General features: G+C 49.2%; 12 protein-coding genes and 1 riboswitch. Of the genes, 9 read left to right on the forward strand and 3 right to left on the reverse strand.

Going from position 1 to position 13,070, the window contains the following annotated elements; translation table 11 throughout:
- Positions 1–32: 32 nt before the first annotated feature.
- On the reverse strand, positions 33–404 hold the full coding sequence (locus tag A1sIIB60_RS03925) for a HesB/IscA family protein (protein WP_095671186.1): 372 nt from the start codon (positions 402–404) through the stop codon (positions 33–35).
- Between the two features lie 49 nt (positions 405–453).
- On the opposite strand from A1sIIB60_RS03925, the gene nadA reads away from it, so the two are divergent.
- Together nadA and A1sIIB60_RS03935 are read left to right on the forward strand one after the other, a co-directional pair.
- A complete protein-coding gene (gene nadA / locus A1sIIB60_RS03930; protein WP_223298640.1) occupies positions 454–1,632 on the forward strand; it encodes a quinolinate synthase NadA in 1,179 nt (392 codons plus the stop codon).
- A 7-nt stretch (positions 1,633–1,639) separates the two neighbouring features.
- The gene (locus tag A1sIIB60_RS03935) at positions 1,640–2,176 is read left to right on the forward strand and encodes a DUF3043 domain-containing protein (RefSeq protein WP_095689206.1); all 537 of its coding nucleotides are present in this window, start codon (positions 1,640–1,642) and stop codon (positions 2,174–2,176) included.
- Position 2,177: 1 nt separating this feature from the next.
- On the opposite strand, the gene A1sIIB60_RS03940 is transcribed toward A1sIIB60_RS03935, so the two are convergent.
- Positions 2,178–3,179: an aldo/keto reductase family protein gene (locus A1sIIB60_RS03940; RefSeq protein ID WP_095689207.1), complete on the reverse strand. Its 1,002-nt coding sequence runs from the start codon at positions 3,177–3,179 to the stop codon at positions 2,178–2,180.
- Positions 3,180–3,277: 98 nt separating this feature from the next.
- A riboswitch (adenosylcobalamin (AdoCbl) riboswitch) is annotated at positions 3,278–3,445 on the forward strand.
- A gap of 76 nt (positions 3,446–3,521) precedes the next feature.
- Here A1sIIB60_RS03940 and A1sIIB60_RS03945 point away from each other — a divergent pair.
- The 4 genes from A1sIIB60_RS03945 to A1sIIB60_RS03960 are packed head-to-tail and all read left to right on the forward strand — an operon-like array spanning position 3,522 to position 7,260.
- Positions 3,522–4,085, forward strand: coding sequence for an SCO2322 family protein (locus A1sIIB60_RS03945; protein ID WP_223298641.1), 564 nt, complete (start codon positions 3,522–3,524; stop codon positions 4,083–4,085).
- A gap of 18 nt (positions 4,086–4,103) precedes the next feature.
- On the forward strand, positions 4,104–4,850 hold the full coding sequence (locus A1sIIB60_RS03950) for an energy-coupling factor transporter transmembrane component T family protein (RefSeq protein ID WP_095689208.1): 747 nt from the start codon (positions 4,104–4,106) through the stop codon (positions 4,848–4,850).
- On the forward strand, positions 4,847–6,460 hold the full coding sequence (locus A1sIIB60_RS03955; RefSeq protein ID WP_095689209.1) for an ABC transporter ATP-binding protein: 1,614 nt from the start codon (positions 4,847–4,849) through the stop codon (positions 6,458–6,460). Before A1sIIB60_RS03950 ends, A1sIIB60_RS03955 begins: the two co-directional genes overlap by 4 nt.
- Positions 6,457–7,260 (forward strand): ECF transporter S component, encoded by an 804-nt coding sequence (locus A1sIIB60_RS03960; protein ID WP_095689210.1) that lies wholly within the window; start codon positions 6,457–6,459, stop codon positions 7,258–7,260. Before A1sIIB60_RS03955 ends, A1sIIB60_RS03960 begins: the two co-directional genes overlap by 4 nt.
- On the opposite strand, the gene gcvT is transcribed toward A1sIIB60_RS03960, so the two are convergent.
- On the reverse strand, positions 7,241–8,329 hold the full coding sequence (gene gcvT / locus A1sIIB60_RS03965) for a glycine cleavage system aminomethyltransferase GcvT (RefSeq protein WP_095689211.1): 1,089 nt from the start codon (positions 8,327–8,329) through the stop codon (positions 7,241–7,243). The two genes, A1sIIB60_RS03960 and gcvT, sit on opposite strands and share 20 nt — an antisense overlap.
- A gap of 97 nt (positions 8,330–8,426) precedes the next feature.
- Between gcvT and A1sIIB60_RS03970 the strand changes: the two genes are divergently transcribed.
- The 3 genes from A1sIIB60_RS03970 to sucB all read left to right on the forward strand — a co-directional run bounded on the left by A1sIIB60_RS03970 (position 8,427) and on the right by sucB (position 13,067).
- Positions 8,427–9,926 carry a leucyl aminopeptidase gene (locus A1sIIB60_RS03970; protein ID WP_095689212.1) on the forward strand — a complete coding sequence of 500 codons (1,500 nt, stop codon included), beginning with the start codon at positions 8,427–8,429 and terminating at the stop codon, positions 9,924–9,926.
- Positions 9,927–10,001: 75 nt separating this feature from the next.
- The gene (lpdA, locus tag A1sIIB60_RS03975) at positions 10,002–11,369 is read left to right on the forward strand and encodes a dihydrolipoyl dehydrogenase (RefSeq protein WP_095689213.1); all 1,368 of its coding nucleotides are present in this window, start codon (positions 10,002–10,004) and stop codon (positions 11,367–11,369) included.
- Positions 11,370–11,384: 15 nt separating this feature from the next.
- Positions 11,385–13,067: a 2-oxoglutarate dehydrogenase, E2 component, dihydrolipoamide succinyltransferase gene (gene sucB / locus A1sIIB60_RS03980; protein ID WP_095689214.1), complete on the forward strand. Its 1,683-nt coding sequence runs from the start codon at positions 11,385–11,387 to the stop codon at positions 13,065–13,067.
- Positions 13,068–13,070: the final 3 nt, after the last annotated feature.

Below are 13,070 nucleotides of genomic sequence, written 5' to 3' on the forward strand. Positions count from 1 at the left end.
CCATCGCAGTTAACAACAAGTTGAAAGTGTCTTTAGTTGAAAGAATCGCCGCAGGCGCAAGATCCGCCAGCGTTTGGATTATCGATTGTGAAGCCCTGCTTCTCAATCGTGTCAACGAAATCAATTGAGGCGCCCATTAAATATGGATCGCTCATCTTGTCTACAACAACTTTTACAGTTCCGAATTGATGTGAGATATCGCCTTCTTGATCGCGATCATCGAAGTAGAGCTGGTAGCGCAAGCCCGAACAACCACCTGGCTGTACTGCAACGCGGAGATAGAGATCATCGCGACCTTCTTGAGCAAGGAGCGCTGCAACCTTGGCTGCGGCAACTTCTGTCAGGACGATAGGGCCAGTCGATGCTGGCGCTTCTGTTGTTGAGTTCGATGTCTCTGTAGTCATGGGTAAAGACTACCTGCCGCTTACTGTCGATGCGACAGCAAGGCTATAAATGCGCGAGAATGTGTCCATGTCCACACCTGCTCGTTCAACTTCGCTGACTGACCTGCTGCTTCTTGGGCAAGGTCGAGATCTGGCATCTGAGCGAGGCGTCTCCTGTACTGGCGAACTACCAGAGGCGAGTGATCCTGATTTAATCTCCAGAGCAAGGGCTGCTCGCGCCGCACTTGGCGATCGCGCCCTTGTTTTGGGCCATCACTATCAGCGAGATGAAGTAATTGAATTTGCAGATGTAACTGGTGATTCATTTAAGTTGGCACAAGCTGCGGCAGCACAATCGGGCGCCGAGTACATAATCTTCTGCGGTGTTCACTTCATGGCCGAAAGCGCTGACATTCTGACTTCAAATAAACAGAAGGTAATTCTTCCTGATCTCGCTGCCGGTTGTTCGATGGCTGATATGGCGACAGCAAATCAAGTTACCCAATGCTGGAGAGATCTCGAAGAAGTTGGCGTAGCCGATAAAACAATTCCAGTCACATATATGAATTCATCTGCAGCGATTAAGAGTTTTACTGGCGAACATGGCGGAACGATTTGTACGTCATCTAATGCCAAGAAGAGTATGGAATGGGCGCTTTCCAAGGGCGAGAAAATTCTCTTCCTTCCCGATCAGCACCTCGGTCGAAATACAGCAGTCCTTTCGCTAGGCCTAACTCTGGATGATTGCGTTCTCTGGAATCCTTGGAAGCCAATGGGTGGGTTAACTCCTGAAGAAATTCGTGGAGCCAAGATAATTTTATGGCGCGGACATTGTTCTGTGCACGGGCGCTTCACTTTGGAATCTGTGAACGAGGTGAGAAAACAAGTTCCAGGGGTGAAGGTTCTAGTTCATCCAGAGTGCCAACATGAAGTTGTTGCTGCGGCCGATGTCGTTGGCAGCACCGAGATGATCATCAAAACTGTCGAGCAATCCCCTGCAGGGAGCGCTTGGGCGATTGGTACCGAGCTAAATTTGGTTTCACGCCTTGCCAAAGCCCACCCTGATAAGAAAATTGTCTTTCTGGATAAGACCGTTTGCTATTGCTCAACGATGAATCGAATTGATCTTCCACATCTGGTTTGGGCGATGGAATCGTTAGTTGACGGCCACGTTGTAAACCAGATTAGCGTTGCCCCAGAAGTTGCCAAGTACTCCAAACTCGCACTCGAGCAGATGCTCGCCCTATAGTTTGCCCATGACTTCTACTCCAGAAAATAGCCAGAAAAAAGGTCGTCCGACTCCAAAGCGAAAAGAAGCGCAAGCGGCGACGAAAGTTTCCTCACTAGCGCCAGCATCAACCAAGGCAGAGAAGAAGCGCTCTAAAGATCAAGCACGCGCGGCTCGTCTCTTGCAGCGTCAGGCTTATTTACGCGGCGATGAGAATGCGCTCCCAATGCGTGATCGCGGACCAGAAAAGAAATTTGTTAGAAATTACATCGATACCCGTCGTTCGATCGGTGAATATTTCCTTCCAATCATCGGCTTTGTGTTAATTCTTTCGCTCATCCCGCTAAGTGTTTTTGCTGTGGCTGGAATCGTGATTATGTATAGCGTTCTTCTCTTCTCAATCATCGATGGATTCTTCTTATCTCGCAAAATTAAAGCCGAAGTCACCGAGCGCTTCCCAGATAAAAGCACCAAAGGACTTGGGCTTTATGGATGGCTGCGTTCTACACAGATGCGACGTATGCGCGCACCTAAGCCACAAGTAAAAGCTGGAGATAAGGTTTAACTCAAGCCCTAGGATTTGGGCTTTTAGTCTCTTTTGGATCAGTCGTCGGAATATTGCCGAGCGCCTTATCAATAGCGTGCATAACATCGGCAGATAACTTCACTCCCGATGCCTTTACATTCTCTTTAACCTGAGCTGGCTTGGTTGCTCCCATAATTGCGCTAGAAACATTTGAGTTCTGCAGAACCCAAGCGATTGATAGTTGACCCATCGTTAAATCTAGGTCACGGGCTATCGGGGCTAAATTCTGAACTGCGCTAAGTACATCATCGCGCATCCAGCGCGAGATCATATCTGCGCCGGATTTCTTATCTGTTGCGCGAGAACCCACTGGCGGTTTCTTACCTGGCAGATACTTTCCAGTTAGTACGCCTTGCGCCATAGGTGACCAAACAATCTGTCCGATTCCTTCGCGCTTACTAAGTGGAACAACTTCGGTTTCGATAACGCGCCAAAGTGCAGAGTATTGCGGTTGGCTAGATACAAATCGGTTGTAACCCTTGGCATCTTGAATGCGCAGCGCATCTGCGATCTGCTTAGCGTTCCATTCAGAGAAACCTATGTAATGAACTTTTCCAGCGCGAATCAAATCATCGAAGGCGCTCAGTGACTCTTCTAGTGGGGTTTCATAGTCAAAGCGATGCATCTGGTAAAGATCGATGTGATCGGTATTGAGGCGCTTTAGCGAAGCGTTGCAGGACTCAATAATGTGTTTACGCGATAAACCGCGATCGTTTTTGCCAGAACCAGTTGGCCAATAAACCTTGGTAAATAGCTCATAGGATTCACGCTTGATTCCCTTGAGAGCGCGCCCTAATACTGATTCAGCTTTAGTTGCTGCATATACATCTGCAGTATCAAATGTTGTGATGCCCAGGTCGTAGGCAGTGCGCACGCACTTAACGGCCGCATCTGCTTCAACCTGAGATCCGTGGGTAATCCAATTTCCATAAGAAATCTCTGAGACATACATTCCTGAACTGCCGAGGCGACGATATTCCATGGGCGAAACCATACCCCCACTCTGATACAGCTTGGCCTTAATTGGCGTGGTGAATTGCTATCGCGAGTAACCTATGGTTTTCTTCGCAGGTACCTACAACTCAATAGCAATACTTTCTCTTGAGGGGAAGTCGGTGAAAATCCGACGCTGACCCGCAACCGTAAGAGTTCCTTGGCGATAAAAGCGCCACTAGAACTTAAGTCGGATTACCTCACCAGAAAGCGTAATTGACCAACACCCGCCGAGGTTTGCGGGGCGTAGTCTCAAGAAAAAGTAGATTCAATACTTTTATTGCGCTACCCCTGTGAGACTCTGACTTTCTAGAGAGGCTCCACAGTAAAAATGTTTAACTTAAAATTGTCTAACGTAAAATCATCTCGCAAGTTCAGCCCAACGTTATTTGTTCTAGCCCTCGTTGCTGCTCAAATAATTCCAGTTGCTTCAGCCAACGCTGCCGATAAAGGTTGGCGTTACTGGGGTTATTACCAAGCAGCTCCAGGAGCAACGAAGTGGACCGCTGCAATGACCGGACCAACAGTAGATATTGAAGATGGCGCCGTTGAAGGCTGGTCATTTGTATTCAGCAGCGATGACATCCCATCGACTCCCCCATCAGCCAAACCAAACTTTGCGTCGATCTGCGGAAAAACAAAGGCTGATGAAGATACAAAGCGGATCGCCCTGGTGATTGACTTCGGCTCCAAGTCATACGCCCCCAAGGGTGAAAAGGTAAAGAAGCCAATATCGATGTGTGTTCGCACCGCAAAGACTTCGCAAGGTATCGATGTTCTCGGAATGGCCGTCAAGGTGCGCGCCGCAAAGAGCGGACTCATCTGCGGTCTAAATGGTTACCCAGCAAAAGAGTGCGGTTCTGAAATAGCAACGCCTGCTTCACTTAAGAAGTAAGAAAAGCGCCTAACTGTTATGAAATCGCTGCACCCGCTTACTTGGTGGCTTTGGAGTATCGCTTTAATTGTCACGGTCATTCGTGCCGATAGCGCTCTCTATGCTGCTTTGGTTATTGCGGGTGCAGCGCTCATAGTTTGGCGCTGGGCTGGAGATTTTCCTTGGTCGAAGAGTTTTTGGTTCTCGCTTCGCTTGGGAGCCTTTATTTTGATTGTCCGAGCGGTCACAGGTGTATTAATCGGTGTACCAGTTCCTGGCACCAAAATAGTTGAACTACCGATTCTTCCTCTGCCGGATTGGATGGCGGGCATCCGCATTGGCGGCGTTATTAACCAAGAACGACTTTTCTCATCACTACATGAGGGCTTGATCATTGTTGCAGTTATCGCACTCTTTGGAGCGGCGGTATCACTTACCAGTCCTCATAAAATGTTGCGAGTGCTTCCCGTAATCGTTTATGAATTTGGGGTTGCGATTGTTATTGCAACCTCATCACTTCCACAACTTGTCGCTAGTTACTCGCGAATCAAACGCGCGCGAATTCTAAGAGGCGATGAGAAACCAAAGTTTAAATCCATCGCTCTGCCACTCTTGGAAGAGGCTTTAGCAAAGTCGCTCGATCTTGCAGCAGCGATGGATTCGCGCGGGTATGGCGTAAGTCGAGTTCGCTCCAGGTATCGCCCGATCAAGTGGCGCTCAGCCGATACTGCGATTTTCTCTAGTGGCCTCGTTCTTCTTGGTCTTGTTTGGTCAGTGACTTCATGATCAAATTTTCAAATGTCTCACTTGTCTACCCCACATCAACACAAACGATTTTAGAAGGACTGACATTTTCTATTGAAGAAGGTGAAATGGTTCTGGTAATTGGTTCGACCGGAACTGGAAAATCTTCACTCCTACGTTTAATCAATGGCTTGGTTCCGCATCACACCGGTGGAATTTTGGCAGGAGATGTAACAGTTGATGGAATTTCTACTCAACTAGTGCGACCGGGTGAGTTGGCTCATCTCATTGGAATTGTGGGACAGAACCCAAGTAGCGGCTTTGTAACCGATACCGTTGAAGAAGAACTCGTCTTTAGTATGGAGTCGCTAAATGTGGCCCCGGATGTGATGCGCAAACGCGTTGAAGAGATACTTGATCTACTGGCCCTGGCGCCACTACGTAACCGAGCGATTTCAACTCTCAGCGGTGGCGAACAGCAACGTTTAGCGATCGGCAGCGCACTTGTCATGCACCCCAAGATTTTAGTTTTGGATGAACCAACCAGCGCACTTGATCCGATAGCAGCCGAAGAAGTTCTCTCAATTATCCATCGCTTGGTTCATGACCTCAGCCTGACAGTTGTCATTGCAGAACATCGCTTAGAGCGAGTAATTGGTTTTGCTGATCGAATCATTCATATAGCAGGAGATGGTCAAGCCCAAATTGATCTTCCCGAGAACATCCTGAAAAATTCAGATATCGCTCCCCCAATCGTTCATCTATCGCGCGCCCTTAAATTGGATCAACTCGGTCTTAGCGTTCGCGATGTTCGAAGAATGACCGAAGATGTCAGACGCGATGGTAGAGAGAATCCGCAGTCACTAAAGAAAACGACTCCAACGGCTATTTCGGTTAAGGGAGCTTCGATTTCTTACGGCTCACATCTTGCGCTAAAGAACGTTGATGCACTTGTAATGGAGGGCGAAATTGTCGCCGTGATGGGTCGAAACGGCGCCGGCAAGAGCTCTCTCCTGCAATCGATCGTAGGAGTTAAAGAGTTGGATCGAGGTGAGATATCGGTTTTCGCGCGTCCCCCAATGAGTCTTAAGGGTGCGCTGCGCCGCGCAACCGTTGGTTACATCCCGCAAGAACCTAGCGATCTCTTATACGCGCAAAGCGTTACGCAAGAGTGTTCACAAGCCGATAAAGATAATGAAATAGCAAGTGGTACAACCTTTGCTTTACTTCAAGAGCTAGTGCCTTCAGTCTCCCCTGCGACCCATCCACGCGATTTATCGGAAGGACAACGTTTGGCGCTGGCGCTGGCCGTGGTTCTCTCAGCACAACCGCGCGCGCTAATCCTGGATGAGCCAACGCGTGGGTTGGATTATCAATCTAAATCGCTCCTTATTGAGATTCTTAAGGGCTTCGCTGCACAACCTGGAAAGTCAGTTGTTATTGCCACGCACGATGTCGAACTAGTGGCCGAACTAGCCGATCGAGTTATCTTCTTATCTGAAGGTGAAATTGTCGCAGACGGACCAACGATCGATATTTTATTGGCATCACCTGCCTTTGCCCCACAGGTCGCCAAAGTGATGGCGCCACGGAGATGGCTAACGGTTAACGATGTAATGCGGGCGCTGGATCCAGAAGCTGATCAGCAATGAAGTATTTAACTAACGATGTATATCGTTTCAGTGGCAAATCTAAATTCGCGCTCTTATTGGTTTCAATCACAGTCTTTGCCGGCTTCACCTGGCCCTTCTATGTGCAATCACAGAGCTCGGCACAGTTTGCACAATACTTTTTCTGGGCAGCCGTTCCTGCCTCAATCTTTTTACTAATCGCGCAACTGAGTGATTCTGGGTTAGATGCTAAATCTGTTGCACTACTTGGAACGCTCGCTGCTCTTTTGGCAGCGCTTCGACCACTAGGGGCTGGCGCAGTTGGACTTGAGCCTATGTGGTTTCTTTTAATTCTTGCCGCCCGCGTCTTTGGTTCGGCATTTGGTTTTCTGTTGGGCGTTCTCGGAATGTTGGCATCGGCTCTTCTTACTGGTGGATTTGGACCTTGGTTGGCCTATCAACTCTTCGCAGCGGGCTTAGTCGGTTTATTTGCAGGTTCATTCCCGGCAAGAATCAAGGGCCGTGCTGAAATTTTCTTGCTGGTCTTTATCGCAATTCTCGCTTCGCTCATGTTCGGTTTATTGATGGATCTGCAATTCTGGCCGTGGGCGTTAGGTGGAGATACCCAACTCTCTTATCTGCCAGGAGCCCCCGTCTGGGAGAACTTAAATAGATTTATAACCTTTCACTTTCTATCGTCAATGGCGTGGGATATTCCAAGAGCTGTTTTGACGTCAACGCTAATTCTTATTACCGCGCCCGCTGTTCTATCGGCGCTGCGTAGAACAAGAACTAAAGCTGCCTTCTTGACGCCAGTCGAGTTCAGCGCACGTTTGAAGTAACTAGCGGCAACTTAGTAATTACCGAAACGCTATCTCTTCCACGAACATCGACGATTAACTCATCGCCTACTTTATATTCGGGGTTGACCAAAGCCAAGGCGATACCTTTTTTTAAGGTTGGCGAGAAAGTTCCGCTCGTTATCTCGCCAACAACTTCGCCGCTTGAATTCTTAATCTGCATACCAGCACGTGGAATACCGCGATCTTGGCTAACAAGGGCGCGCAGTTTGGTGTGCGATTTTGCTTCACGTTGCTCAGTAAGCGCTTTAGCGCCACTGAAAGTTGGCTTCTCCCAATCAATCGCCCAAGTGGCTGATGCTTGAACCGGTGTTATTTGAAGAGTTAACTCGTGTCCATGAAGTGGATATCCCATTTCGGTGCGCAAGGTATCGCGCGCACCTAAGCCGCAGATTAAACCGTCGTATGGCTTAATTGCTTCGACCAGGGATTCCCAAACAGCGCCAGCATCGCTCCAGCTTGGAAGAATTTCATATCCATGTTCGCCGGTGTAACCAGTGCGACACAAAATGGCAGGGCGCCCTGAAATCTGGATGTGTTCAAAGGCCATGTAATCCATCGCAGGGTTTAAGCCAAGGGATTCAATGACCGATTTAGATTTTGGGCCTTGCACTGCGATGACCGCAAATTTCTCGTGGAGATTTGTAATCGTGATTCCAGTAGGCACAACAGCCGTGAGGGCAGCGACTACATCTGATGTGTTGGATGCGTTAGGGATTAGAAATAAATCAGTCGGGCTATTTCGATAAACAATCAGATCATCGATAACTCCGCCAGCAGAGTTGCAGTGAAGGGTGTACTGGGCCTGTCCATCGGTAATTCGATTTAAATCATTGGTAAAGACAGAGTTGAGAAATTCCAGCGCTCCTTCGCCAATCACGCTGACTTTGCCGAGGTGAGATACATCAAATATCCCAACTCGCTCCCGAACAGCGGTGTGTTCGGCGATTACGCCCGATGCTGGGTACTCAATAGGCATCAACCAACCGCCGAAATCGGCCATCTTTGCGTTAAGTGCAAGATGTTTTTCAGCAAGTGGTGAATTTTTCATGTAGACAACTTACACTTACCCGAGCATCGCCACCAGATAAGAACCATCATTTAGTAGCGAGTCACCACGACGCAGGTTACTTCTTAAGGAGCTTTACATGACAACAATCCACCTTTCTGATGGAATCATCAAAGATGAGATTCTGGTAGTTGGGCTATCTCATAAGAAGAGCAAATCCTCGCTAACAATTGAAAGTGGCGATATCGCACTTGATACAAAGAAAATTTTGGCGACCTTGGCCGATATGGGTGCAACTGGCAAGGCCGATGAAGTCATTAAAATCCCCGGTACTAGTACGCGTCTATTAATCTTCACCGGACTTGGCGAACATAAAGCCACCTTCGACGATGAGACCCTGCGCCGCGCAGCAGGTGCAGCCGCGCGAGCTCTGGCCGGAAATTCCAGCGCCACCTTCTCGCTTCCCGCAAAGAAAGCAAATGCAGTCGGAGCTGTTGCAGAGGGCGCGCTATTGGGCGCGTATGTCTTTAACAAATTTAGAGTTGATTCACTAAGTGATCGCCGCCCGAGCCTTAAGTCGGTAACGGTTCACTCATCCCTTGCCCAAGATCCAAAGGCGAAGGCAGCGGTTAAACGAGCAGCGATTATTGGGGATTACACCGCAATTGTTCGCGATCTCATCAACACTCCCCCAAGTCACTTAACTCCTGATTCGTTCTGCAAGACATTTACTGAAATCGTTAAGAAAGCAGGCGGTGCCGCAGCCGGCTTAAAGGTTTCGATAATGACTGATTCACAGTTAAAGGCAAAGGGATATGGCGGAATCACCGCAGTCGGACAAGGTTCTGCAAATCCACAACGACTGCTTCAAATTTCATATCGCCCAGTTAAGGCTAAGGCGCGCAAAACCTACGCCTACGTTGGTAAGGGAATCACCTTCGATACTGGTGGCTTAGCTCTCAAGCCTGCTGCCGGAATGGAAGCGATGAAATCCGATATGTCAGGAGCTGCTGCTGTCTGTGCAGCAACTATCGCAATCGCACTTCTGAAGCTTCCGATAGCCATTGATTGTTACGCGCCGCTTGCTGAAAATATGGTCAGCGATAACGCAACTCGTCCAAGTGACATCATCACTATGTATGGTGGCAAAACTATTGAGGTCCTAAACCCAGATGCGGAAGGGCGTTTAGTCCTTGGTGATGCGCTGGTGAAGGCGCAAGAGAATAAAGATCTAGACGGAATCGTTGATGTTGCAACTCTCACCGGTGCCCAAGTTGTTGCACTCGGTACGCGAACAAGTGCGATCATGACCAACAACCAAGAATTCAGCGATCACTTCTTTGCAATTACAAAAGAGGTTGGCGAAGCTTTCTGGCCGATGCCGCTTCCTGTAGAACTTCGCGCATCTCTTGATTCACCAGTCGCTGATATGGCAAATATCGGTGAACGTATGGGCGGAATGATGGTCGCTGGCCTCTTTCTAAAGGAGTTCATCGCACCTGAGTTGCCTTGGTTACATCTCGATATCGCAGGTCCGGCCTATAACGAAGGCGATCCATATGGCTATACGCCAGTTGGCGGCACTGGTGTTGCTCTGCGCTCACTGGTTGCCCTTGCTGAATCAGCCGCCATTTCGTAATCGGGCGTTAAAACTGGCAAGATAGGAACTAATCGGGCCGCTTCGTGGCGCTCGGTGATGAGGGAGTCAGCAGACGTGTCTAATTTTGATCTCGTAGTTTTAGGTGGCGGCAGTGGCGGTTACGCAGCTGCGCTACGTGGCGCTCAACTCGGACTATCCGTAGCGCTAATCGAGGCAGATAAATTAGGCGGCACTTGTCTTCACCGCGGATGTATCCCAACTAAGGCCCTGCTCCACGCCGGCGAGATTGCAGATGGCGCACGCGATGCGAGCCACTTCGGCGTAAATGCAACTTTTAACTCAATAGATATGACCGGCGTAAATGCCTACAAGGATGGCGTCGTTTCAAAGTTACATAAGGGTCTGCAAGGTCTAGTTAAATCTCGAAACATCACCTTTATCGAAGGCCACGGAAAGCTTGTCTCTAAGGACACCATCGAAGTTAATGGCGCTCGCTACACAGGCAAAAATATTCTTCTTGCAACCGGTTCATATGCCCGCACTCTGCCTGGTCTAGATATTGATGGAAAGCAAGTCATCACATCTGATAAGGCGATGAAGATGGAATATGTGCCAAAGAGCGTAATTGTTCTGGGTGGCGGAGTTATCGGATGTGAGTTTGCATCAGTCTGGAAATCATTCGGTGCAGAAGTAACAATTATCGAAGGTTTGCCGCACCTTGTAGCTCTGGAAGATGAATCATCAAGCAAGCAGTTAGAACGCGCCTACCGTAAGCGCGGAATTAACTTCGAACTAGGCGTTCGCTTTAAATCCCATGCAGTCACAGCTGATGGAGTAACCGTCACCTTGGAAGATGGAAAGACATTTACCGCTGAAGTTCTCTTGGTTGCCGTTGGTCGCGGTCCAGTTTCCGCCAACCTCGGCTATGAAGAACAAGGCATCACGATGGATCGTGGATACGTTTTGGTTGATAACAAGTGCCGCACCAATGTGCCAGGTATTTGGGCAGTAGGAGATTTGATTCCAACGCTGCAACTCGCTCATGTTGGTTTCGGAGAAGGCATCTTGGTTGCTGAGGAGATCGCAGGTCTTAATCCACGTCCAATCAACTATGACGGCGTTCCACGCGTTACTTACTCTGAACCAGAAGTTGCCTCAGTTGGCCTTACAACTGCGCAAGCAAAAGAACGTGGTTATGACGTTGTCGAACTTAATTACGACCTAGCCGGAAACGGTAAGGCGCAGATTCTGCGTACAGCGGGTTCAATAAAGCTGGTCTCGCAAAAGGGTGGACCAGTTCTAGGAATTCACATGGTTGGCTCACGTGTCGGTGAACTACTCGCCGAAGCGCAATTAATCTTTAACTGGGAAGCATCAGCAGATGATGTTTCTCCATTGATCCACGCCCACCCAACGCTTTCTGAAGCAATGGGTGAAGCGCATATGGCACTTGCCGGCAAACCACTTCACGCTCACGGATAGAGAATAGGAAAAGCAATGACTTTCTCAGTAACTATGCCAGCACTTGGCGAAAGTGTCAGCGAAGGTACAGTCACACGTTGGCTTAAATCCGAAGGCGATCATGTCGCAATGGATGAGCCACTCCTTGAAGTATCAACCGACAAAGTCGATACCGAAATTCCTTCACCTGTTGCCGGCATCTTGCAGAAAATAGTTGTTGCAATTGATCAGACCGTTCCAGTTGGAGCAGAGCTTGCAATCATCGCCGATGGTGCTGCGCCCGCTTCAACTCCTGCACCTGCAGCGCCAGTTGCTGCCGCACCTGTTACTCCGCCTGCTGCCGCACCTGCGCCAGCAGCACCAGTTGCTACTGCTCCTGCTGCAGCTGCAACATCTGCCGGAACAATTATTACGATGCCAGCACTTGGCGAGAGCGTTAGCGAAGGAACTGTTACGCGCTGGTTAAAGGGCGTCGGAGATTCAGTCGCAGTTGATGAAGCTCTTCTCGAAGTTTCAACTGACAAAGTTGATACCGAAATTCCTTCACCTGTTGCAGGAACAATTCTTTCAATCGATGTTCCTGTTGATTCAACTGTTCCAGTTGGCGCACGTTTAGCAGTTATCGGTGGCGCAGGAGCTTCCGCACCTGCCGCACCAGTTGTAACTCCCCCAGCGCCACCAGTTGTTGCTGCACCAGTTGCTGCACCAGTTGCTGCACCAATAATTTCTGCTCCAGCGCCAGTAGCACCACCAGCGCCAGCGCCTGTTGCTGCAAGTGCTCCTGTATCACAACCTGCCGATGCTTATGTAACTCCAATTGTTCGTAAGTTAGCTAACGATCTTGGGGTAAACCTGGCAAGTGTAAAAGGCTCTGGTGTAGGTGGACGAATTCGCAAGGAAGATGTTGAGGCTGCTGCACCAAAGAGCGCCGCTCCGGTTTCAACAACAGCGGCAGCACCTGCACAACGCTCTGCTGCGGCACCTGTCGTTGCAACGTCTCCACTTCGCGGAACTACCGTAACCATGTCACGTCTTCGTAAAGTAATCGCAGCCCGCATGGTCGAATCACTTCAAGTAAGTGCGCAGTTAACAACTGTCGTGGAAGTAGATGTAACAAAGATTGCTCGTCTGCGTGATCGCTCAAAGGCAACATTCGAGGCACGTGAGGGCGTAAAACTCTCATTCCTTCCATTCTTTGCAGTTGCGGTTTGCGAAGCGCTAAAGCAGCACCCAGTACTTAACTCATCGGTTGAGGGCGACCAGATCATTTATCACGGCGCAGAACATCTCGGAGTTGCCGTAGATACTGAACGTGGATTGCTAGTTCCAGTGATCCATAATGCTGGAGATCTAAATATGGGTGGCATCGCACGCAAGATTTCTGATCTCGCTGCACGCACCCGCGACAATAAGGTCACTCCTGATGAACTGGGTGGCGGAACATTTACGTTAACGAATACCGGAAGCCGCGGAGCGCTCTTTGATACTCCAATTATCAATCAGCCACAGGTTGCAATCCTCGGTCTTGGTGCAGTTGTTAAGCGTCCAATGGTTGTTAAAGGCGACGATGGTGGCGAATCTATTGCGATTCGTTCCATGGTCTACCTTGGTCTTTCATACGATCATCGCGTAGTCGATGGCGCAGATGCTGCTCGATTCCTAGTCACTCTTAAAGAGCGACTAGAAGGCGGCGCTTTCGAATCAGATCTAGGTCTCTAAACT

This window comes from Candidatus Planktophila lacus (genome assembly GCF_002288385.1).
Taxonomy (GTDB): Bacteria; Actinomycetota; Actinomycetes; order Nanopelagicales; family Nanopelagicaceae; genus Planktophila; species Planktophila lacus_D.